A 21,344-nucleotide genomic window follows, 5' to 3' on the forward strand; every position below is an offset into this window, starting at 1 on the left:
TTTCTGGACCCGCAGTGTGCCATACAAAGCTCATCCGTGTGGTAATTGTCACAATTGGTTTGAATTTTCAAGCGCTTGCGTGCGCTGCCGCACGATTGAATTCCGGTTGCATTGCCGTGACAAGTGGTTAAGGTGAGTCGATTGGCCACCACCGGCCATGCCCCCATTACCAGGAGGAACATATGGCATTCAGCCTGTTCGACTCGAAAGGTACGTCCATCGAGAACCAGCGCTATACCTGGCGCGACATGGTACGCAAACCGCTCAGCAAGCTCGACGACGATGCATTCACCCGCGTGCGCGTCATCATGATGAACGGCATCGAAATCGAGGCGCTGCGCTTCTCGCACATGGCGGCGCGCTTCAACAAGGAACTGCGCCTGCCGCTCGCCCTCGTGCGCCGCTCCGAGCAGCACCAGGCGACGATGATCAACTGGCTGCTGTCGCCCGACCACTCGCCGCTCGAGATCACCATCGCCTACGAGCAGGTCGCCATCGAGCTGACCGCCGCCGTGGCCCAGCGCGAGCCCGACCCGTACCTGGCCCAGACCTACCGCTACGGCCTGCTGGAGGACTTCGACCACATCTACCGCTACTCGGCGCTGCTCGACCGCCTCGAAGGCAAGGACCCCAACAACATCACGCAGAGCTATACGGACATCATCCCGGCGCGCCCGACCTGGGAGCACCACCGCCATCCGTCGGACGACCTGGTCGACCACTACGACCGCACCCAGGCCCACATGCTCAGCAAGCTGCACGCGCTGACCATCACCTCCACCGAGGCCCAGACCCACAATTACTACATGAACGTGGGCCCCGTGTTCGCCGACCCGATCGCGCGCCAGCTGTACGCCGAGATCGCCTCGGTCGAGGAACAGCACGTGACGCAGTACGAATCGATGCTGGATCCGTCCGAGACCTGGCTCGAGCAGTGGGTACTGCACGAGGCCAACGAGTGCTACAACTATTACAGCTGCGTCGAGTCCGAGACCAACCCGCGCATCAAGGCCATCTGGGAACGCTTCCTGGACTACGAACTGGGCCACTTCCACGTCGCCGCGGAAGCCTTCCAGAAGTACGAGGGCCGCGACGTGGCCGAGATCGTCACCGGCCCGTTCGAACGGCCCATCGAACTCAAGAGCCAGCGCGATTTCTACCGCGCCGTGCTCGTGAACGAGGTCGACCTGCGCCGCAACGGCACCCAGTTCGTGCCGAAGGAACAGGAAAGCCAGGACAGCCGCGACTACCGCGCCATGCTGCACGCCGAGGGCGAGGCGAGCCAGCCGATCTCGGCCGGCTACATCTGGGTGCCCGGCACCGAGCTGATGACGCGCGGCCCCGCCAGCGGCGCCACGATCCCGACCGGCACCACGGCTGCCGCCATGATGCGCGCCAATCCCGGCGCGCTGCCGCACTAACGACAGGAATCGGAGGAAGAAATGGCAGAACAGAAGGAACACGTGGGCATGAACAAGACGGGCGTGCAGATGGCGCCGCTGCAGACGAAGGCCATGCTCGACGACGACAACATCATCACCCGCGGCACGCCCGGCGACGAGACGGCGATGGCCCAGCTGCGCCAGTCCTATATCGCCGAGGAAGACGGGCTCGGCTCCATTCCCGTGCCGGCCACGATGAAGGGCATGGTCAGCATGGGCGTGCACATGCTCAAGGGCGACAGCCCGCAGATCCTGCTCGACAAGATGGCCGAGCGCCTGGCGATGGAGCGCACGGCCACGCGCCTGTACGACGCGCTGCTGACCAAGCTCGACGCGCTGGGCGAAGGCACGCTGTCGATCACGCGCGAACAGGTGGCCAGCATCCGCGGGGACGAGGCGCGCCACGCGCTGCTGATGCGCGACGCGATCGCGACGATGGGCGGCGACCCGACGGCGCAGACCCCGAGCGCCGACCTGGTCGGCGTGGAGGCGATGGGCCTGGTGCAGGTGCTCAGCGATCCGCGCACCAGCCTGGCGCAGTCGCTGCATGCGATCCTGACGGCCGAGCTGAGCGACGGCGTGGGCTGGGAAACCCTGATCGCCCTCGCCTCGGAAAGCGGGCAGGACGAGATGGTCGAGGGCTTCAGCGACGCGCTGCTGCAGGAGCGCAAGCACCAGGCCATGATCCAGACCTGGTACGAGGAAGCCGTGGGCCTGGACAGCACCGCGTCCCAGGCCGCGGCGGCCAGCACCGGCCAGGCCAGCACGGCCAATACCGGCACCGCGATGCCGGACGCGGGGTCGGCACCGGGCAAGCATTCCTGACGCCGTCCGGGCCGGATGTCCGGCCCGGCAAGCCGCCGGTGTCCGCGCGAGCGCATTTCTCGCGGACACCCTATTTGGCCTACAATACGGGTATGGCCCAACTTACGCTCGTCCTGCCGTTCGCCCTCCCCGCCCCCGAATTCGCGCCCGAACTGGTCCGCGCCCTGCAAGCGCCGGCCCTGGCCGCGCTCTTGTCGAAATCATCATCTTCGCGCCGTCTGCCGCTGCCCGCCGCCGCCCGCGCCCTGCCGCACGAATTGTGGATCGCCGACGCGCTGGGGCTGTCGCACGGCGACCAGGGACTGGTGCCGGGCGTCGCGGCGGGCGCGATGCGCGGCTTCGGCCTCGATCCTGGCGACGGACGCTGGTTCGTCGTCAACCCCACGCACATCCAGATCGCCCGTACCCATTTGCTGATGGGCGACACGCGCCAGCTCGACCTGCGCGAGGACGAGGGCCGCGCCCTGTTCGACAGCGCCCGCTCCTGCTTCGAGGAAGCCGGCCATGCGCTCGAATACGGCGCCGCCGACACCTGGTTCATGCGCGCCGACGCCTGGGACGAGATCAGCACCTCGAGCCCGGATGCGGCCGTGGGCATGAACCTGACCGACTGGATGCCGTCCGGCCCGCCGGCGCGCGCGTTCCGCAAGCTGCAGAACGAGGTGCAGGTGACCTGGTACACGCACCCCGTGAATGCCGAGCGCGAGGCACGCGGCCAGTCCGCCATCAATTCCTTCTGGCCGTGGGGCGAAGCGAGCATGGCCACCGAACACGCGAACATGCTGGTCGCGAACGCCGGCCTGCGCAGCTTCCATCCGCCGCGGCTTGCCGCATGGTCGGTGCCCGGCTGGCTGGGCGCGCTGGCCCAGGAGCGTCCCGCAAGGCCGGCCGACGTGCTCGGCAAGCTGGACGGGTCGCTGCTGCTCGTGTGCGGCAACGTGGCGGCGCCGGCCATCGCCGCCGACTGGGGCGGCTGGCTGGAGCAGATGCAGCTGCTCGAAACCGAACTGTTCGCGCCCGTGCTGGAACGTGTCCGCGCCGGCGCCGTCAAGGACCTGCGCCTGGTGCTGAGCCACCGCGACGGCCACCTGGAAACCACGACGACCCCGATGGCCCAGCGCAAGTTCTGGCGCCGTCCGACCCTGGAATCACTGATGTGAAGACCCGTATCTCGATCCGCCCCTGCCCCGTGCGCAGCAGCGAAATGCTGCGCCAGGGCGGGATCCACCCCGTGCTGGCGCGCGTGTACGCCGCGCGCGGCCTGAGCGACGCGCGCGAGCTGGCCAGCGAACTGCAGGCCCTGCTGCCGCCCGCCCAGCTGCGCTGCATCGACGCCGCCGCCGCCTACCTGGCCGACGCCATTGGCGCCGGCAAGAAGATGACCATCGTCGCCGACTACGACTGCGACGGCGCCACCGCCTGCGCCGTGGCCCTGCGCGGCCTGCGCGCGATGGGCGCGACGGTCGACTACATCGTCCCCAACCGCTTCGAGTACGGCTACGGCCTCACGCCGGAGATCGTCGAACTGACGGCGCGCGAGAAGCACCCCGACATCATCATCACCGTCGACAACGGCATCGCCAGCATCGACGGCGTGGAGGCGGCCAAGCGGCGCGGCATCGACGTCGTCGTCACCGACCACCACCTGCCCGGCGACACGCTGCCGGACGCGCGCGTGATCGTCAACCCGAACCAGCCGGAGTGCGGCTTCCCCAGCAAGCACCTGGCCGGCGTCGGCGTCGTGTTCTACGTGCTGCTGGCGCTGCGCGCGGAGCTGCGCCGGCGCGGCGTGTTCGACGCCCAGACCCAGCCCAAGCTCGACAACCTGCTCGACCTGGTGGCACTGGGCACCGTGGCCGACGTGGTCAAGCTCGACACCAACAACCGCATCCTCGTGGCGCAGGGCCTGAAGCGCATGCGCGCCGGCCGCATGCACGCGGGCGTGGCGGCGCTGTTCCGCGTGGCTGGACGCGAGGCGCGCACCGCCTCGCCGTTCGACCTGGGCTTCGCGCTGGGCCCGCGCCTGAACGCCGCCGGACGGCTGGAAGACATGTCGCTCGGGATCGAGTGCCTGACGACGGACGACGAGGGCCGCGCCTGGGCCATCGCCCAGGAACTCAACGACATCAACCTGAAGCGCCGCGAGATCGAGGCCGACATGCAGGGAACGGCCCTCTTGCACCTGGACGAGTTCAATCCGGCCGACGCCAGCACCATCGCCGTGTTCGACGACGGCTGGCACCAGGGCGTGATCGGCATCGTCGCCTCGCGCCTGAAGGAAAAGTTCTACCGCCCGACGATCACCTTCGCGCCCGCGGGCGACGGCTGGATCAAGGGTTCCGGGCGCTCGATCCCGGGCTTCCACCTGCGCGACGCGCTCGACCTCGTGTCCAAGCGCGTGCCCGGCCTGATCGACAAGTTCGGCGGCCACGCGATGGCGGCTGGCCTCACCATTCGCGCCGAGCACTTCGACACGTTCACCCAGGCCTTCGAGGCCGTGGGCCGCGCCTGGCTGACGGAGGCGCAGCTGGAACGCGTGGTGGAGACGGACGGCCCGCTGGAAGACGATTTCTACTCGACCCAGTTCATCGAGCTGCTCGACGGCCAGGTCTGGGGCCAGGGCTTCGCCCCGCCCGTGTTCTGCGACGAGTTCCGCGTGGTGAGTCAGCGCATCCTGAAGGACAAGCACCTGAAATTGCTGCTGGAACGGAACGGCCGCCGCTACGACGCCATCTGGTTCGGCCACACGGACGCGCTGGGCGACCAGGCCAGGGTGGCGTTCCGGCTCGATACGAACGAGTACAACGGCGTGACCAAGGTGCAGCTGCTGGTGGAGCACGCGGAGCCGGCGTAAGTTGAAGTACCGCTGCATCACACGCCGTCATTCCCGCGCAGGCGGGAATCCATGCTGAGCATCGTCGTTCACTTCAGTATGGATTCCCGCCTGCGCGGGAATGACGGTTTTACATGGGCGTATCCTTCAGGCTGCAGTGGCCTCCACGCGTGATCCCCGCCACGGCCGATACAGCGCCAGCGCCGCGATCAACCCGCACGCCGCCGCCGCCGCCATCCAGTACCCCGGCGCCGCCTTGTCCCCCGTCGCCTGGATCAGCCAGGTCGAGATCACGGGCGTGAATCCGCCGAAGACGGCCGTCGCCAGGCTGTAGGCCAGCGAGAAGCCCACCGTGCGCACGTGCGCCGGCATGATTTCCGTGAGGGCGACGACGGTCGCGCCGTTGTAGCTGGCGTACATGAAGGACAGCCACAGTTCCGCTTCCAGCATGTGGGCGAAGGTGGTGTCGTTCACGAGCCAGGACAGCACCGGGTGCGCCGTCAGGATCGGCAGCACGGTGAAGGTGACCAGCAGCGGCCAGCGGCCGATGCGGTCCGACAGCGCGCCCATCACGGGCAGCCAGATGAAGTTCGACAGGCCGATGCAGAAGGTGGCCAGCAGGCTGTCGGCGGCGGACAGTTTCAGCACGCTCTTGCCGAAGGTCGGCGCGTACACGGTGATCAGGTAGAACGAGACGGTCGTCATCACCACCAGCATCATCCCCAGCACGACGAGGCGCCAGTTGGCGGCGATGGAATGCAGGATCTCGCGGAATGCCGGGCGGTGCTTGCGCGCCTTGAATTCCTCCGTCTCCTGCAGGTGGCGGCGGATCACGAACACGATCGGGATGATCATGCAGCCGATGAAGAAGGGAATGCGCCAGCCCCACTCGCCCACTTCGGCCGGCGAGAGCGCGCGGTTGAGCGCGAAGCCCAGCGCCGCCGCCGCCATGATCGCGGCCTGCTGGCTGGCCGACTGCCAGCTCACGTAGAAGCCCTTGCGGCCCGGCGGCGCCATCTCGGCCAGGTACACGGACACGCCGCCCAGTTCGACGCCGGCCGAGAAGCCCTGCAGCAGGCGCCCGAGCACGACGAGGATGGGCGCGAAGATGCCGATGGTCGCATAGCCGGGGACGAAGGCGATCAGGATGGTGCCGCAGGACATGATGAGCAGCGTCAGGATCAGGCCCTTGCGGCGGCCGATGCGGTCGATCACCCCGCCCAGCACGACGGCGCCCAGGGGACGCATCAGGAAGCCGGCGCCGAACGCCACGAAGGTCGCCATTAGCGACACGTACTCGTTCCCCGAGGGGAAGAAGGTGCTGGCGATATAGGTCGCGTAGAAGCCGTACAGGAAGAAGTCGAACATTTCGAGGAAGTTGCCGCTGGTGACGCGAATGACGGTCGCGAGCGGCGATGGCGCCTGGTGGGCCTGGGTCATGGAACACTCCTGTTCTTGTTGCGTCGTGACGTCGCTGGGAAGTATTTACCGGCGCGTATTGATCGTGTCACGGCATCTCATGTGCTGTGATTGCTTGTTCGATTGTATAGAACCGCGGCGGGCGCTGCAGGACGCGGGATATTCGCGCCCGCGCACCATGGGCCGCTTGCACTTTATCCGGAACCGGAGTATAAAAAGACCAGAACTGGAGGAATCCATGAATCTTGCCTACGCGTATCCCAAAAGCCGCTTCGAACCCATCCAGCTCGTCGACCTGAACGCCCGCGCCGAACGGGAACGCCTGTCGGCCTCCGCCCTCGCCGGTTTCTTCCGCCTGATGGAGGCCTGGCGCGTGCGCGACGAGGATGCGCGCGAATTGCTGGGCGGCCTGTCCTCGTCCTCGTTCTACGAATGGAAGAAGAAGCCGCAGCGGGTGCTCGAGGTCGACCGCATCACCCGCGTATCCTACCTGCTGGGCATCTATAAATCCCTGCACATTTTGTATGGCGACAAGCTCGCCGACGAGTGGGTGCACCTGCCGAACACGAACCCCGTGTTCCAGGGCCGCACGCCGCTGGCGACGATGCTGGGCGGCGGCCTGCTGGCCATGCAGACCGTGCGCCGGCTGCTCGACGCCCGGCGCGGAGGGCTGTAGATGGGCGTCCCGCGCGCCATCCCGCGCCTGACCGCGCTGCGCCGCTTCGACACCTGCCGCCTGATTCCGTCGCGCTTCGCCGATGCCGAGGATTCCGTGCTGGCCCCGCTGGCCGGCGGCGACGATGCGCTGCTGCGCGACCTGTTCGACCTCGACAACGCCACCAACGACCGCCTGCGCGGCGAGTCCGGCCTCCTGCCGGGCATCGGCGTGGACGAGCTGGTGTTCGGCGTGCCCAATTTCCGCATCATCAACGCGGCCTATACGTATGCCAGGCCGGAAGGCAGCCGCTTCAACGACGGCGAGCGCGGTGCCTGGTATTGCGCCTTCGAGGCGGAGACGGCGCTGGCCGAGGTCGCGTTCCACAAGACCGTCGAGTACCAGGAAATCGGCCGCTTCGACGACAGCGTCTCCTACCAGGCGCTGCTGGCGGACTTCAGCGCCGGCTTCCACGACCTGCGCGACGACGACGCCTGGGCGCCCTGCCTCGATCCGGGCAGCTACGTGGCGTCGCAAGGGCTGGCTGCGCGGCTGCTGGATGCGGGCTCGATGGGCGTGATCTACCCCAGCGTGCGCCACGCCGGGGGCACGAACCTGGCCTGCTTCCGGCCCGCACTCGTGGGTAATGTCCGCAAGGGGCACGCGTATCGGTTAACATGGGCGGGTTCGCCGATTCCGCAGGTCGAACCCATCCGATAGACGAGCATGACAAACGAATCACTGAAACTGGATCCGCTGAAAGACAGCGAGCTGCACGACAAGATCAACCGCGAGACCGCGCGCATCGCCTGGTCCGAACTGGAACGCCACTTCGCCCACGGCGTGGTGGTGTACGTGAGCGAGGACCTCGACCTGGTCGAGGTGGCGCTGCGCGTGGCGCACGACGACAAGGCCAGCGTCAGCCGCTGGATGAGCGAAGGCAAGCTGGCCAAGGTCTCCGACCTGCAGGCCCAGACCTGGCAGGCGGCCGACGCCCAGCTGTGGGCGTCCGTGGTGAGCCCCTTCGTGCTGGTGCAGCCGGAGAAGAAGCAGCTGCATTAAGAGCAAACACGCCCACCGTCGCCCCTGCGCAGGCAGGGGCCCAATGTCGGCCGAGTCGTCGCGCATGCAACATTGGGTCCCTGCCTTCGCAGGGACGACGAGGGATTCAGGCCGCGTACGCCAGTCGCGGCTGACCCGCTGCGGGGAGCCGCACCGCCTGCCCCGCCTCCTCGAGCTGGAACACGTTCACCAGTCCCGCCAGCTCGCCGGCCTGCTGCTGCAGCGACTGCGCCGCCGCCGCCGCTTCCTCGACCAGGGCCGCGTTCTGGATCGTCATCTCGTCCAGCTTGACGATGGCGCCGTCGACCTGCTCGATGTCGGCGCTCTGGGCCTGGGTGGCGGCCGAGATCTCGGCCATGATGGCCGTGACGCGGCCGATCCGTTCGACCACGGCGCGCATCGTCTCGCCGGCCTGGCCGACGAGTTGGGTGCCGGCGCCGACCTTGCCGACGGAATCCTCGATCAACGCCTTGATTTCCTTGGCCGCGGCCGCCGAACGCTGGGCCAGGCCACGCACCTCGGCGGCGACCACGGCGAAGCCGCGCCCCTGCTCGCCCGCGCGCGCCGCCTCGACGGCGGCGTTGAGGGCCAGGATATTGGTCTGGAAGGCGATGCCGTCGATGACGGAAATGATGTCCACGATGCGTGTCGACGCCTCGCTGATGAGGGTCATCGTGGCGACCACGTCGTCGACGGTGGCGCCACCCTGGCGCGACACGCTCGACGCGTCCGCGGCCAGCTTGCTCGCTTCCTGCGCATAGTCGGCGTTGCGGCGTACCGACTCGATCAGGTCCTTCATCGTGCCGGCCACGCGCGCCAGTTCGGCGGCCTGGCTCTCGGTGCGCTGCGACAGGTCGACGTTGCCGGTGGCGATCTCGCTCGACGCCGCGGCGATCGCCTCGGTACCCGTGCGCACCCGGCCGACGATGCCGGACAGGCTGTTGCGCATCTCGCTCATGGCCGCCAGCAGGCTGGCCGGCGCCGCGCGGCGCGTGTCGACGTCGACGTGCAGCTGTCCGTGCGCGATCGCCTGGGCGACGCCGGCCGCATAGGCGGGCTCGCCGCCGAGCTGGCGCACCAGCTGGCGCACGATGGCGATGCCGACGCCGGCGGCCAGCAGCACGCACAGCACGGCCAGCACGCCGATCGTCAGGCGCGCCGACGATGCGGTGGCTCCGGCGGCCGCGCTGGCCCTGGTGCTGCCCGCCTGCAGGTCCTTCAGCAGGACGTCGATGTCGGCGACGATGCGGCGGCGCAGCGGCGTGCATTCGTTCGCCAGGAAGGCGCTGTAGCCGTCCATGTCGCCCGACGTCCGGTAGCCACGCGGGCGGCGTAGCTCGCGCGCCATGGCCTCCAGCTCCTCGCGGGTCTTGCGGTATTGCGGGTCGGCGCCCATGACGGCGTCCAGCCGTCCGAGCGCCGCCATGTAGGCGGCGACATGGTGGTCGATCAGGTCCAGTTCCCGCGCCACCTCGGCGCCGTCCTTGAAGACATAGGCGTTGCGGGCCGAGATGCCGGTCTGGTCGAGCGCCTCGCGCACTTCGTACAGCGGCTCGAGCTGGGTCGCGCGCAGGCGATCGGCGCCGGCCAGCGCCCGCTCGATGTCGTTGACACGCAGCACGGCGAACAGCGCCAGCACGAGCGTCACGCCGACGACCAGTGCGAATGCCAGCGTCAGCCTGGCGGCAATTCCCGGACCTTTGGATTGTTTGCTCACTTTTTCCTCGTTTAATTAGGGAAAATTTCAGCATTTCCCCAGAAATGGCATTATTGATGAAATTGTGCCACAGAAATTTCTTAAGGGAAGCACAATTGAAAAGACGGCATTTCAGTGTGCGAATTTGTAACAATTCGTGAGAATGTTTAAGTAGCAACTATCTTCGATGATGTAATAGTTGGAGAGAATCTGGTCCCGTAAATCCGTTATACTGGCGGAATACGAGGAAGTTTATGTTGAGCAACTTAAAAGACGACGATCCGATTCTGACCACGAGCGAAGTGGCCCGCCTGCTCGGCGTGGCGACGAGCACGGTGCAGATCTGGATGGAAAGCGGCGCCATCGAATCCTGGAAAACCCCGGGAGGACACCGCCGTACGCGCCTGAGCCTGGTACAAGGCCTCATGCATGGCGACGACCAGGCGCGCGCCACCCCGAACCCGAGCACCGACAAGGAATACCAGCCTGCCCCGCTGCCGAACTATCCGGTACCGGGCAACGAGCGCACCCGCCTGGCGGCGCTGGCCGCATCGGGCCTGGTCGACACGGAAGACGAGCCGCGCTTCGACCGCGTGGTGCGCCTGGCCGCCATGGTGACCGGTTCGCCGATCGCGCTGATCTCCCTGCTGACCTCCACGCGCCAGTGGTTCAAGGCCCGCGTCGGGCTTTCGGCGCGCGAGACGCCGCGCGACTGGGCGTTCTGCTCGCACACGATCCTGAAGAACGAACTGTTCGTCGTGGAAGACGCGCTCGAGGACGAGCGCTTCCGCAACAACCCGCTCGTGCTGCAGGAGCCGCACATCCGCTTCTACGCGGGCATTCCGCTGCGCGACAAGTCCGGCCAGCCGCTGGGCAGCCTGTGCGTGATCGACCGCGAACCGCGCCGCCTGCGCGCGGCCGAAGTCCAGAGCCTGATGGACCTGGCCGACATCGCGGCGGCGGAGATCGCCGCGGGCGCCGGCAAGCAGCGTCATTAATCTCGGCGTGCATGGTGGGCACGTGGTGCCCACCCTACGATCGGCGATAAAAATGTCGCGCCCGGTGCATGATGCGCGACGCAGGGTCGGCATCGCATGCCCGCCAGGCCGCTGCCGACCACCGCATCAATAACCCGGACCGCGCCCTTCGCGCACCCGGTGCTGCAAGGCATGCGCCGCTTCGCGCATCCATTCCCCCGCACGCACGGGATCCGGTTCGCGCATCGCCAGCTCCTGCAAGGCTTCCGGATACTCGAGCTGCGCCGCCAGCGCGAGCCAGCGCCGCGCGGCCGCCTCGTCGCGCGGCCCGCCCTCGCCTGCCATCTGCATCTGGGCCAGCGTGAACATGGCGGCCGGCACCCCGCCGGCGGCGGCACGCGCGAACGCGGCGCGCGCCGCGGCGGCGTCGGGCGCCATGCCGAGGCCATTGCGCTGCTTCAGTCCCAGTTCCCAGTCGGCCAGCGCCCGCGGCGGCAAGCCGTCGGCCGCATGCCCCAGCACGGTAGCGGCGAGCAGGGTCGCCGCCAGCAAGCCGCGTCTCATTTGGCCAGGTCGATCGCGTACAGCGCGAAACCCTTGCCCTGGCCGTCGTCGGCGCGCAGCTCCGACACATCGTCCAGGCCCGCCGCGCGCGCCAGGTCGATCTTGCCGGGAGCGGAATGGAACACCACGGGGCCGGCCGTCTTGACGGCGGAGAAGCGCCAGCTGCGCTGGGCGCCGTCCGCCTTCAGGGACAATGCCTTGCGCGCGCGGATGAAGGAGATCAGCACGTCGCGGTTGGTGTCGGGCGACGCGAACACGGTCTTGCTGCCGTCCAGGCCGGGGAAGTTGCCGCCGCCGCTGGCGCGGTAGTTATTGGTGGCGACGAGGAATTCCTGGCCGTCCGCCACCGGCTTGCCGTTCAGCCGAAGCTTGGCCACGCGCTGGCCCGGCGCCTTCGTCACGTCGATCTCGTACTGCAGTTCGGCCGACGTCGGGGTGTCGAAGTTGAAGGCCGGGTACTGCGGGTTGACCAGCTCCTGCGCTTCCGTGCGCGCCGGATCGATCGTATTGAAACGCGCGGCCGATTTTTCCAGCCAGGCCTTGAGGCCCTTGCCGTCGACCTTCACGACGTACAGCGCATTCGGGTACAGGTACAGGTCGGCCGCGTTGTTCAGCGCCAGGCTGCCCGGCGCCACGTCCGTATAGTCGGCCGCGCCGCCGAAGCCCGTCTTGAACGGGGCCGTCATCGACAGCACGGGCAGGCTCGCATACTGCGGCAGGTTGGCGGCCACGTACTTGCGCACGTAATCCGTCTGCGCCGCGTTCACGACCTGCAGCGCCGAGACGTCGCCCACGTCGGCGAAATACGTCGACATGCGGAACGAGGTGCTGCCCACCGGCGTCTTCACGTAGCGGATCGTGGCCTCGTGCTCGGCGCGCACCAGGGCCGCCACTTGCGGGTCGGCCGCGACGAAGGATTTGTCGGCCCGCTGCGTCGAGCGGGTTTCGACGCTGCTCGCCTGCGGCTGCGACACCCAGCGCTTGCCGTCGTAGCGCAGGGCCAGCTTGACCACGCCCAGGTTCTTGCCCCACAGGTTGGCCATCACGGTCGGCACGCCGAACACCGTGCCCTTCGCCTTGTCGACGTGCGGCAGGTTGAATTGCGGGACCGTGCTGGCAGGGTTCGGGAACAGCTGGTGCGAATGGCCCAGCAGCATGGCGTCGATGCCGGGCACCTGGGCCAGGTGCCAGTTGCCGTTCTCCATGTCCCGCCGGTAGGGCCTGTCGTCCAGGCCGCCGTGCGAGATCACGACGACGACGTCGGCGCCCTTGGCCCGCATTTCCGGAATATAGCGCTTGGCCGTCTCCACCAGCCCTTCCGTATAGACCTTCCCTTCGAGCCAGCGCTTGTCCCACGAGAGGATCGTGGGCGGCGTGAAGCCGATGATGCCCACCTTGACGGTGGCCTCGACCGGCTTGCCGTCGGCGCCGACGGCCGCGATCTTCTTGTCGAGGATGCGGTAAGGCGCGAAGAGGGGCTGCTTCGTCTTGACGCTGTAGACGTTCGCCAGCACCTGCGGGAAGGCGGGCCCGGCGCAATGCTTGCCCGTCTTCGTGCCGTCGGCGCCGAAGTCGTTGCCGCTGACCTGGCCGAGGAATTGCAGGCCGTAGTTGAAATCGTGGTTGCCGATGCCGGCGCCGTCGTAGCCCAGCCGTTGCATCACCTTGTAGATGCCCAGCAGTTCGCCGCAGGCGACCGGCTCGACCTGGGCCTGGTAGTCGCCCAGGGCCGTGCCCTGGATCGTGTCGCCGTTATCGAACAGCATGGTGTTCGGAAAATCGCGCCGCGCCTGGGCGATCAGCGTCGCCGTGCGGTCCAGGCCCAGCGATGCGTCGTCGGCCAGCTTGAAGTAATCGTAGCCGAGCACGTTCTGGTGCACGTCCGTCGTTTCCAGCAGCGCGAGCGTGGCCGTGCTGCCCGCTTGCTGGGCGGCCGCGTGGCCACCGGCGGCCAGCAGCGCGGCGGGAAGGAGAGCAAGGCGGAACGACGGGAAGATGGGCTTCATGGGCTGTAAAGATGGCTAGAAATGGAGGGAACGAGGATCGATCATAAGGGAGCAGCATGTTATCAAGCAAGATTCGGGCGAGACGATCACGCTTTCATGGGGCGATCGGGCGCTCTCGGGTATAATCGAGGGTTCGATTCAACCACTGACAATACGCTAGAGACCATGGAAGCTGAACGCATCAACGCCCTCTCCGCCCTGCTGAATGACCTGAGCAGCCGTGAAGCCGAACTTCGGAGGTATCTTTGACTTCGATAAGAAGTCGGAGAAACTAGAGCAGGTCAACCAGGAAATGGAAGACCCCGCGATCTGGAACGACCAGAAGCGGGCGCAAGACATGGGCCGCGAAAAGAAAGCCCTCGAAGGCGTCGTGCTGACGCTGGAAAAGGCGCGCGCGGACCTGACCGACGCATCGGACCTGTTCGAGATGGCCCGCGAGGAAGGCGACGACGCCACCATCGAGGCCGTCGAGGGCGATGCCGAGGAGATCAAGAAGGTCATCGAGGCGATGGAATTCCGCCGCATGTTCAGCAACCCGATGGACCATGCGAACTGCTTCATCGACATCCAGGCCGGCGCCGGCGGCACCGAAGCCCAGGACTGGGCCTCGATGCTGATGCGCCAGTACCTGCGCTACTGCGAACGCAAGGGCTTCAAGGCCGAGGTCATGGAAGTGTCCGAGGGCGAGGTCGCCGGCATCAAGACCGCGACCATCAAGGTCGAGGGCGAGTACGCCTACGGCCACCTGCGCACCGAGACCGGCGTGCACCGCCTGGTGCGCAAGTCGCCGTTCGACTCGGCCAACGGCCGCCACACCTCGTTCACGTCGCTGTTCGTGTACCCCGAGGTCGACGAATCGATCGAAATCGAGATCAACCCGGCCGACGTGCGCATCGACACCTACCGCGCGTCGGGCGCCGGCGGCCAGCACATCAACAAGACCGACTCCGCCGTGCGCCTGACGCACGCGCCTTCGGGTATCGTGGTGCAGTGCCAGAACGACCGCTCGCAGCACCGCAACAAGGCCGAGGCCTTCGACATGCTGCGCGCCAAGCTGTACGAGCTGGAGCTGCGCAAACGCATGAGCGAGCAGCAGAAGCTGGAAGACTCCAAGACCGACGTCGGCTGGGGCCACCAGATCCGTTCCTACGTCCTGGACCAGTCGCGCATCAAGGACTTGCGCACCGGCTTCGAGACGGGCAACACCAAGAACGTGCTGGATGGCGACCTCGACGACTTCATTTCCGCGTCCTTGAAACAGGGCGTGTAAACGCAACCGAGGAAAGCACCTACGATGACCACGAACGCGCGCGCATTCATCTTCGACATGGACGGTACCATCGTCGACAACATGGCCTACCACACCAGGTCGTGGCTGGAATTCTTCGCCCGCCGCGGCAAGCTGTACGAAGCGGATGCGTTCTTCCGCGAAACGGCCGGTGCCCAGGGCCGCGAGATCCTGCGCGCGCGCCTCGGCCCCGAGGTATCGGACGAGGATATCCGCGCGCTGGCGCTGGAAAAGGATGCGCTGTACCGCGAGATGTACGGTCCCTACCGCCGTGCCATCGAGGGCCTGGACCAACTGGTCACGGGCGCGCGCAACCGCGGCGTCAAGCTGGCCGTGGCCACCTCGGCGCCGCCGCTGAACATCGTGTTCACCCTCGACGAGCTGGACCTGCGCGCGCGCTTCGACACGGTCGTGGGCGCCGCCGACGTGGCCCACGGCAAGCCGCATCCGGACGTGTTCCTGAAGGCGGCGGAGCGCCTCGGCGTCGATCCGGCCGACTGCATCGTGTTCGAGGACGCGCCGATGGGCGTGGAAGCGGCGCGCCGCGCCGGCATGCGTGCCGTCGTCATCACCACCACGCTGCCCGCCGAAGCGTTCGCCGAGTACGACAACGTGATCCGCGTGGTCAACGATTATGCCGATCTATCCGTTGATGACCTCTGCGCCAGCTTGTAAATAGAATAAACCTGAAATAGATACCATGAGCACCGACAACCAAGAACAGGGTAACACCCAGCAAGAGCACGCCAACCTCGTCGCCGACGACAACAAGATCATCGCCGAGCGCCGCGCCAAGCTGGCGGCCCTGCGCGAAAAGGGCCAGCCGTTCCCGAACGACTTCGTCCCGCAGCACAAGGCGGCCGACCTGGCCGAGCAGTTCAACGGCTGGACCCGCGAGCAGCTGGAAGCCGAGCCGCAGGCCGTCGTCGTCGCCGGCCGCATGATGCTGCGCCGCGAGGCGGGCAAGAAGGCCGTCTTCGCCACGCTGCAGGACTCGTCGGGCCCGCGCGCCGACGGCCGCATCCAGATCTACGTCACCCTCGACAACACGGGCGAGGAGACGATGGAAGCGCTGCGCACCTACGACCTGGGCGACATCCTGGGCGTGGAAGGCACCCTGTTCAAGACCAAGACGGACGAGCTGACCGTCAAGGTGACGAAGCTGCGCCTCGTCACCAAGTCGCTGCGCCCGCTGCCGGACAAGTTCCACGGCCTGGCCGACCAGGAAACCAAGTACCGCCAGCGATACGTCGACCTGATCGTCAGCGAAGAGACGCGCCGCACCTTCAAGGCGCGCACCGCCGCCATGGCCTCGATCCGCCGCTTCATGCAGGACCACCAGTTCATGGAAGTCGAGACCCCGATGCTGCACCCGATCCCGGGCGGCGCCGCGGCCAAGCCCTTCATCACGCACCACAACGCGCTCGACATGCAGATGTACCTGCGCATCGCGCCGGAACTGTACCTGAAGCGCCTCGTCGTGGGCGGCTTCGACCGCGTGTTCGAGATCAACCGCAACTTCCGCAACGAGGGCGTGTCGATCCGCCACAATCCGGAATTCACGATGATGGAGTTCTACGCGGCCTATACGGACTACAAGTGGATCATGGACTTCACGGAAGCCGTGATCCGCCAGGCCGCCGTGGACGCCCACGGCACCGCCGAGCTGACCTACGGCGGCCGCGCGCTGGACCTGGGCAAACCGTTCCAGCGCCTGACCATCGTCCAGGCGATCGACAAGTACGCCCCGGGCTACACGGAAGCGCAGCTGAACGACGCCACCTTCCTGCGCGAGGAACTGCTGAAGTTCGGCGTCAAGCCGCTGGCCCACGTCGGCCTCGGCGCGCTGCAGCTGGCCCTGTTCGAAGAGACGGCCGAAGCCCAGCTGTGGGAACCGACCTTCATCATCGACTACCCGGTCGAAGTGTCGCCGCTGGCCCGCGCCTCGGACACCCGCGAAGGCATCACCGAGCGCTTCGAGCTGTTCATGGTCGGCCGCGAGATCGCCAACGGCTTCTCCGAGCTGAACGATCCGGAAGACCAGTCGGCCCGCTTCCTGGCCCAGGTCGATGCCAAGGAAGCCGGCGACGACGAGGCGATGTACTACGACGCCGACTACATCCGCGCGCTGGAATACGGCATGCCGCCGGCCGGCGGCTGCGGCATCGGCATCGACCGCCTGATGATGATCATCACCGACTCGCCGAACATCCGCGACGTGCTGCTGTTCCCGCACCTGCGCAAGGAAGATTGATCGGCAGGCTATGGTGGGCACGGGGTGCCCACCCTACGAAGAAGGGGCGCCGATGGCGCCCCTTTTTTGTGATCCGTCACGTCAATTACCGTAGGGTGGACGGCTCGCCGTCCACGCGTCCAAGCGGCCCATGCTTGACGGCGCGGCCATTTCAACGATGGTTGAACGCGTGGAAGGGGAACCCGTCCACCCTACGCGCGACGTGGTGGTTTATCGAACCACCCGGTAGCAGGGAACGTACACCTTGCCCGGCAACTTCATGCGGCTCTGCTCGACGAAGGACTGCAGCAGCGCATCGAGGTGCGCCATCATCTCGCTCTCGCCATGGATCTCGAACTTGCCGTGCTGTTCGATCGCGCGGATGCCCTCTTCCTTCACGTTGCCGGCCACGATCCCGGAGAACGCGCGCCGCAGCTGGGCCGCCAGCAGGTGCACCGGCTGTTCCTTGTGCAGCGACAGGCCGCGCATGTTCTCGTGGGTCGGCTTGAACGGGCGCTGGAATTCCGGATCGATGCGCAGGCCCCAGTTGAAGTAATACGCGTCGCTGCGCGACTTGCGGAATTCGCGCACCTGGCGGATCCCCGTGTGCATCACCTTCGCCACCTCGGCCGGGTCGTCGACGATGATCTGGTAGCGCTTGGTCGCCGCCTCGCCCAGCGTGGCGCGGATGAAGCCGTCGATGCGCTCGAAGTATTCGCGCGACGTCGACGGGCCCGTGAACACGAGCGGGAACGGCAGCTCGGCATTGTCCGGGTGGAGCAGGATGCCGAGGATGTACAGGATCTCCTCGGCAGTGCCGGCGCCGCCGGGGAACACGACGATGCCGTGGCCCACGCGCACGAAGGCTTCCAGGCGCTTCTCGATGTCCGGCATGATCACGAGGTCGTTGACGATCGGGTTCGGCGACTCGGCCGCGATGATGCCCGGCTCCGAGATGCCCAGGTAGCGGCCGTTCTGCAGGCGCTGCTTGGCGTGGCCGATGTTGGCGCCCTTCATCGGCCCCTTCATCGCGCCCGGACCGCAGCCCGTGCAGATATCGAACTCGCGCAGGCCGAGCTGGTAGCCGACCTTCTTCGAGTAGTCGTATTCGACGGAATTGATCGAGTGGCCGCCCCAGCACACGACCAGGTTCGGGTTGTTCTGCGGCCGGATCACGTTGGCGTTGCGCAGGATGTGGAAGACGGCGTCGGTGATGCCTTCGGGACGGGACAGGTCGAAGCGCGGATTGTCGGTGACCTCGAAGTTCACGTAGACGATGTCGCGCAGGACGGCGAACAGGTGCTCGTGGATACCCTTGATCATCTTGCCGTCGACGAAGGCGTGCGCCGGCGCGCTGCGGATGTCGAGCTTGATGCCTCGTTCGCGCTGGATCACGCGGATCTCGAAATCCTTGTAGCGCTCCAGCAGTTCCTTGCCGTCGTCGATCGAGCTGCCCGAATTCAGCACGGCCAGCGCGCACTTGCGGAAGATCTGATACAGGCCGCCCTGGCTCGTGTCCAGCAGTTTCGCCACCTCGGCCTTGGACAGGATCTCGAGGCGTCCTTCCGGAGATATCAAGGTGTCGACGACGTCGTAATTCATGGTTTGCGTACCTTTCTCTACTGTCTATAGAAGCAACTACCGCACCAATATACGACAAGTCGCCCGAGTTTGCGTCCCCTTTTGGGACATGGCGTGCACGCATACGGCCGGGCAGGAAAAACTTGCCTTCTGTTGAGTGATTTCCACTAAAATGCGTCGCTATCGGCAAGCCGCCCCTACCCGGGACGGGCGAGCCGGCGAGACCATTCTTATAAAACGATTTGGGGAGGAACCGCATGAGCGGTGCAGCTACGACAACCGCCGGGGAAAAGGCGATCCCGGAATTCAAGCAGATCATGGGCCATCCGGCGCCCCTGTGGATGCTGTTCATGACGGAGTTCTGGGAACGTTTCGCCTTCTACGGCATCCGCTGGGCCCTCGTGCTCTACATCGTCGCCCAGTTCTACGGCGGCAGCGGCGTGGGCCAGGCCGACGCCAACCTGACCTACGGTTCCTACCTCGCGCTGGTGTACGCCGGCGCCGTCTTCGGCGGCTACATCGCCGACCGCGTGATCGGCTACCAGCGCGCGATCCTCGTCGGCGCCGTGTTCATGGCGGCCGGCCTGTTCGCCATCACGGTGCCGAACCCGGACGTCTTCAAGCTCGGCCTCGCCACGATCATCGTCGGCAACGGCATGTTCAAGCCGAACATCTCGACCATGGTCGGCCAGCTGTACGGCATCAACGACCAGCGCCGCGATTCCGGGTTCACCATCTTCTACATGGGCATCAACACGGGCGCCTTCTTCGCGCCGATCCTGACCGGCTGGCTGGCCGAGAGCATGGCCGGCAGCACCGGCGTGCCGGCCTACAAGGCCGTGTTCTTCGCCGCCGGCATCGGCATGATCCTGTCGCTGGTATGGTTCCAGATCGGCCGCCGCGGCCTGAAGGGCATCGGCGCTCCCGTCGGCGAGCTGGCCAGCCCGGCGCGCCTGGCCGGCGTCGTGATCGGCTCGCTGGTCGTGATCCCCGTCGTGTACTTCCTGCTGAAACTCGGCGCCAACACGCTGCAGGGCATCCTGACCGTGCTGTTCATCGGCCTGGCGCTGATGCTGCTGGTCGAAGGCATCCGCAACGGCAAGGTCGCGCGCGACAAGACCATCGCGATGCTGATCATCTTCTTCTTCAACGTGATGTTCTGGTGCTTCTTCGAGCAGGCGGGCAGCTCGTTCACCTTCCTGGCCGAGAACATCGTGCGCCGCGACTTCGGCGGCTGGGTCTTCCCGACCGGCTGGTTCCAGTCCGTGAACTCGATCGCCATCATCGTGTGCGCGCCGATCGTCGCCGCCGTCTGGGTCGCGATGGGCCGCAAGAATCCGTCGATCCCGCGCAAGTTCGGCCTGGGCCTGCTGTTCAACGGCCTGGCCTTCCTGCTGCTGATGTTCGCGCTGACGAGCCTCGTGGGCCCGGACAGCAAGATCCCGTTCTGGACCCTGTTCATGGTCTACGTGATCCAGTCGATCGGCGAACTGTGCCTGTCGCCGATCGGCCTGTCGATGGTGACCAAGCTGGCGCCGACGCGCCTGGTCGGCCTGGGCATGGGCGGCTGGTTCCTGTCGACCGGCATCGGCAACAACCTGTCCGGCATCTTCGCCAGCCACGTCTCGGGCGAATCGGGCATGACCACGGCGTCCGCGCTGTCGGGCTACACCTTCGGCTTCTGGGCCCTGATCGGCTCGGGCGTGATCCTGTTCCTGATCGCGCCGCTGATCCAGAAGCTGATGCACGGCGTGAAGTAACTTCCTCGCTTCGGCAGACGACAACGGCAGCCCGCGGGCTGCCGTTGTTCATTGGTCCAGCGTCTTCCTCATCTCGTCCATTTCGCCGACGATCCATTCGCGGAAATAACGCACCTTCGTCATCGCCTCCTTGTGCGGATTGACGAGCAGCTTGTAGCCGCTGCCGAATGGCGCGCTGCGGCAGGGCAGCACGCGCAGGCTGCCGGCCAGGATGTCCTGGAACGCGATCCCGTACGGCACCAGCGCGATGCCCTGCCCCGCCACGGCGGCCTGGGCCAGCACGCCCCAGTGCGTGAAGACGCGCGAGAAATCGTACCTGCCCTTGTCGTACTTGCCCTTCAGCGCGCGGTTTTCCTGCAGCAGCTGCAACCAGCCTTCCGGACTGCGCTCGCACAGCAGCGGAAAGCGCGCCAGGTCCGCCAGGCCCAGCTCCGCCTCGCCCGGCGCCAGCAGGTCCGGGCTGTAGACGGGCACCAGCCGTTCATGGAACAGCAGCGCCGGGTCGCCGTCGCGCACGGGGCCGAAGCGGATCGCCACGTCGACGGCGTCGTCCTCGATGTCGACGGGGATATCGTTCGAATCGATGCGCAGGTCAAGCTCCGGGTGCAGCTTGGTAAAGCGGGGCATGCGCGGCACCAGCCACTTGATCGCGAACGAGTGCGTGGTCGAGATGCGCAGCACGGCTTCGTCGTCGCCGCGCTGCAGGGCCGCGACCTTGGCGCGCAGCTCGCCCAGCATGCGGCCGACGGCAATGGCCAGCTCCTGGCCCTTGGCGGTGAGCGCGATGTGGCGCGGATGCCGCACGAACAGCGCGAAATCGAGCGCTTCCTCGAGCTGTTTCACTTGCAGGCTGACGGCGGCCGGCGTCTTGTGCAGCTCCTGCGCCGCCAGCTTGAAACTGCCCCAGCGTGCGGCCGCCTCGAAGTCGACGAGGCCCGACAGGCTGCGCAGGGGCTTCATCGGCCCACCTTGCATAAGTTTTTCTTATTCATTAGCCCATATT

Annotated in this window: 18 protein-coding genes; 12 read left to right on the plus strand and 6 right to left on the minus strand. The window is 66.6% G+C overall.

What is annotated here, in order from left to right:
• Nucleotides 1-182 precede the first annotated feature (182 nt).
• From QPK32_RS14605 to recJ, 4 genes are all read left to right on the plus strand, one after another.
• Complete coding sequence (locus QPK32_RS14605; RefSeq protein ID WP_290413512.1) at nucleotides 183-1,421, plus strand: hypothetical protein; 1,239 nt, start codon at nucleotides 183-185, stop codon at nucleotides 1,419-1,421.
• 21 nt (nucleotides 1,422-1,442) lie between these two features.
• Nucleotides 1,443-2,267 carry a ferritin-like domain-containing protein gene (locus QPK32_RS14610; protein WP_290413513.1) on the plus strand — a complete coding sequence of 275 codons (825 nt, stop codon included), beginning with the start codon at nucleotides 1,443-1,445 and terminating at the stop codon, nucleotides 2,265-2,267.
• 92 nt (nucleotides 2,268-2,359) lie between these two features.
• Nucleotides 2,360-3,427: a hypothetical protein gene (locus QPK32_RS14615; protein ID WP_290413514.1), complete on the plus strand. Its 1,068-nt coding sequence runs from the start codon at nucleotides 2,360-2,362 to the stop codon at nucleotides 3,425-3,427.
• A gap of 44 nt (nucleotides 3,428-3,471) precedes the next feature.
• Entirely contained in the window at nucleotides 3,472-5,121 is a 1,650-nt protein-coding gene (recJ, locus tag QPK32_RS14620; RefSeq protein WP_290413588.1) for a single-stranded-DNA-specific exonuclease RecJ, read from the plus strand.
• 126 nt (nucleotides 5,122-5,247) lie between these two features.
• On the opposite strand, the gene QPK32_RS14625 is transcribed toward recJ, so the two are convergent.
• Complete coding sequence (locus QPK32_RS14625; RefSeq protein ID WP_290413515.1) at nucleotides 5,248-6,540, minus strand: MFS transporter; 1,293 nt, start codon at nucleotides 6,538-6,540, stop codon at nucleotides 5,248-5,250.
• Nucleotides 6,541-6,757: 217 nt separating this feature from the next.
• On the opposite strand from QPK32_RS14625, the gene QPK32_RS14630 reads away from it, so the two are divergent.
• From QPK32_RS14630 to QPK32_RS14640, 3 genes are read left to right on the plus strand one after another with little or no spacing between them, the layout of a single operon-like run.
• Nucleotides 6,758-7,195 (plus strand): antitoxin Xre/MbcA/ParS toxin-binding domain-containing protein, encoded by a 438-nt coding sequence (locus QPK32_RS14630; RefSeq protein ID WP_290413516.1) that lies wholly within the window; start codon nucleotides 6,758-6,760, stop codon nucleotides 7,193-7,195.
• Nucleotides 7,196-7,894, plus strand: coding sequence for an RES family NAD+ phosphorylase (locus QPK32_RS14635; RefSeq protein ID WP_290413517.1), 699 nt, complete (start codon nucleotides 7,196-7,198; stop codon nucleotides 7,892-7,894). It begins immediately after the preceding gene.
• Nucleotides 7,895-7,900: 6 nt separating this feature from the next.
• Entirely contained in the window at nucleotides 7,901-8,236 is a 336-nt protein-coding gene (locus QPK32_RS14640; protein WP_290413518.1) for a DUF2288 domain-containing protein, read from the plus strand.
• Between the two features lie 106 nt (nucleotides 8,237-8,342).
• Here QPK32_RS14640 and QPK32_RS14645 read toward each other — a convergent pair whose 3' ends face one another.
• Nucleotides 8,343-9,953, minus strand: coding sequence for a methyl-accepting chemotaxis protein (locus QPK32_RS14645; protein WP_290413519.1), 1,611 nt, complete (start codon nucleotides 9,951-9,953; stop codon nucleotides 8,343-8,345).
• Between the two features lie 233 nt (nucleotides 9,954-10,186).
• Between QPK32_RS14645 and QPK32_RS14650 the strand changes: the two genes are divergently transcribed.
• Nucleotides 10,187-10,930: a GAF domain-containing protein gene (locus tag QPK32_RS14650; protein ID WP_290413520.1), complete on the plus strand. Its 744-nt coding sequence runs from the start codon at nucleotides 10,187-10,189 to the stop codon at nucleotides 10,928-10,930.
• 126 nt (nucleotides 10,931-11,056) lie between these two features.
• Here the strand turns inward: QPK32_RS14650 and QPK32_RS14655 are convergent, their stop codons facing one another.
• Nucleotides 11,057-11,473, minus strand: coding sequence for a hypothetical protein (locus QPK32_RS14655; protein WP_290413521.1), 417 nt, complete (start codon nucleotides 11,471-11,473; stop codon nucleotides 11,057-11,059).
• Nucleotides 11,470-13,479: a bifunctional 2',3'-cyclic-nucleotide 2'-phosphodiesterase/3'-nucleotidase gene (locus tag QPK32_RS14660; protein WP_290413522.1), complete on the minus strand. Its 2,010-nt coding sequence runs from the start codon at nucleotides 13,477-13,479 to the stop codon at nucleotides 11,470-11,472. Before QPK32_RS14660 ends, QPK32_RS14655 begins: the two co-directional genes overlap by 4 nt.
• A gap of 165 nt (nucleotides 13,480-13,644) precedes the next feature.
• Between QPK32_RS14660 and prfB the strand changes: the two genes are divergently transcribed.
• The 3 genes from prfB to lysS all read left to right on the plus strand — a co-directional run bounded on the left by prfB (nucleotide 13,645) and on the right by lysS (nucleotide 17,021).
• Nucleotides 13,645-14,749, plus strand: a protein-coding gene (gene prfB / locus QPK32_RS14665; RefSeq protein WP_290413523.1) for a peptide chain release factor 2 whose coding sequence is annotated in 2 segments (ribosomal slippage) — nucleotides 13,645-13,725 and nucleotides 13,727-14,749 — 1,104 coding nt in all. Because the reading frame shifts where the segments join, the coding sequence is not laid out codon by codon here.
• A gap of 24 nt (nucleotides 14,750-14,773) precedes the next feature.
• On the plus strand, nucleotides 14,774-15,442 hold the full coding sequence (locus tag QPK32_RS14670; protein ID WP_290413524.1) for an HAD family phosphatase: 669 nt from the start codon (nucleotides 14,774-14,776) through the stop codon (nucleotides 15,440-15,442).
• 25 nt (nucleotides 15,443-15,467) lie between these two features.
• Nucleotides 15,468-17,021, plus strand: a complete 1,554-nt coding sequence (gene lysS / locus QPK32_RS14675) for a lysine--tRNA ligase (RefSeq protein ID WP_290413525.1) — start codon at nucleotides 15,468-15,470, stop codon at nucleotides 17,019-17,021.
• A gap of 210 nt (nucleotides 17,022-17,231) precedes the next feature.
• On the opposite strand, the gene ppnN is transcribed toward lysS, so the two are convergent.
• On the minus strand, nucleotides 17,232-18,602 hold the full coding sequence (ppnN, locus tag QPK32_RS14680; RefSeq protein WP_290413526.1) for a nucleotide 5'-monophosphate nucleosidase PpnN: 1,371 nt from the start codon (nucleotides 18,600-18,602) through the stop codon (nucleotides 17,232-17,234).
• 236 nt (nucleotides 18,603-18,838) lie between these two features.
• On the opposite strand from ppnN, the gene QPK32_RS14685 reads away from it, so the two are divergent.
• Nucleotides 18,839-20,341, plus strand: coding sequence for a peptide MFS transporter (locus QPK32_RS14685; RefSeq protein WP_290413527.1), 1,503 nt, complete (start codon nucleotides 18,839-18,841; stop codon nucleotides 20,339-20,341).
• A 48-nt stretch (nucleotides 20,342-20,389) separates the two neighbouring features.
• Here the strand turns inward: QPK32_RS14685 and QPK32_RS14690 are convergent, their stop codons facing one another.
• A complete protein-coding gene (locus tag QPK32_RS14690; RefSeq protein ID WP_290413528.1) occupies nucleotides 20,390-21,301 on the minus strand; it encodes a LysR substrate-binding domain-containing protein in 912 nt (303 codons plus the stop codon).
• Nucleotides 21,302-21,344: the final 43 nt, after the last annotated feature.

The sequence above is a fragment of the Massilia sp. YIM B02763 genome, assembly GCF_030412015.1.
Lineage (GTDB): Bacteria > Pseudomonadota > Gammaproteobacteria > Burkholderiales > Burkholderiaceae_D > Telluria.

Bases quoted from the DNA above. Each gene is read 5' to 3' on its own strand.
- QPK32_RS14685 (WP_290413527.1), top strand. From the start codon at position 18,839: ATGAGCGGTGCAGCTACGACAACCGCCGGGGAAAAGGCGATCCCGGAA.
- QPK32_RS14635 (WP_290413517.1), top strand. From the start codon at position 7,196: ATGGGCGTCCCGCGCGCCATCCCGCGCCTGACCGCGCTGCGCCGCTTC.
- lysS (WP_290413525.1), top strand. From the start codon at position 15,468: ATGAGCACCGACAACCAAGAACAGGGTAACACCCAGCAAGAGCACGCC.
- QPK32_RS14660 (WP_290413522.1), bottom strand. From the start codon at position 13,479: ATGAAGCCCATCTTCCCGTCGTTCCGCCTTGCTCTCCTTCCCGCCGCG.
- QPK32_RS14625 (WP_290413515.1), bottom strand. From the start codon at position 6,540: ATGACCCAGGCCCACCAGGCGCCATCGCCGCTCGCGACCGTCATTCGC.
- recJ (WP_290413588.1), top strand. From the start codon at position 3,472: ATGCTGCGCCAGGGCGGGATCCACCCCGTGCTGGCGCGCGTGTACGCC.
- QPK32_RS14670 (WP_290413524.1), top strand. From the start codon at position 14,774: ATGACCACGAACGCGCGCGCATTCATCTTCGACATGGACGGTACCATC.
- QPK32_RS14615 (WP_290413514.1), top strand. From the start codon at position 2,360: ATGGCCCAACTTACGCTCGTCCTGCCGTTCGCCCTCCCCGCCCCCGAA.
- QPK32_RS14610 (WP_290413513.1), top strand. From the start codon at position 1,443: ATGGCAGAACAGAAGGAACACGTGGGCATGAACAAGACGGGCGTGCAG.
- QPK32_RS14690 (WP_290413528.1), bottom strand. From the start codon at position 21,301: ATGAAGCCCCTGCGCAGCCTGTCGGGCCTCGTCGACTTCGAGGCGGCC.
- QPK32_RS14655 (WP_290413521.1), bottom strand. From the start codon at position 11,473: ATGAGACGCGGCTTGCTGGCGGCGACCCTGCTCGCCGCTACCGTGCTG.
- QPK32_RS14630 (WP_290413516.1), top strand. From the start codon at position 6,758: ATGAATCTTGCCTACGCGTATCCCAAAAGCCGCTTCGAACCCATCCAG.
- QPK32_RS14640 (WP_290413518.1), top strand. From the start codon at position 7,901: ATGACAAACGAATCACTGAAACTGGATCCGCTGAAAGACAGCGAGCTG.
- QPK32_RS14650 (WP_290413520.1), top strand. From the start codon at position 10,187: ATGTTGAGCAACTTAAAAGACGACGATCCGATTCTGACCACGAGCGAA.
- QPK32_RS14605 (WP_290413512.1), top strand. From the start codon at position 183: ATGGCATTCAGCCTGTTCGACTCGAAAGGTACGTCCATCGAGAACCAG.
- ppnN (WP_290413526.1), bottom strand. From the start codon at position 18,602: ATGAATTACGACGTCGTCGACACCTTGATATCTCCGGAAGGACGCCTC.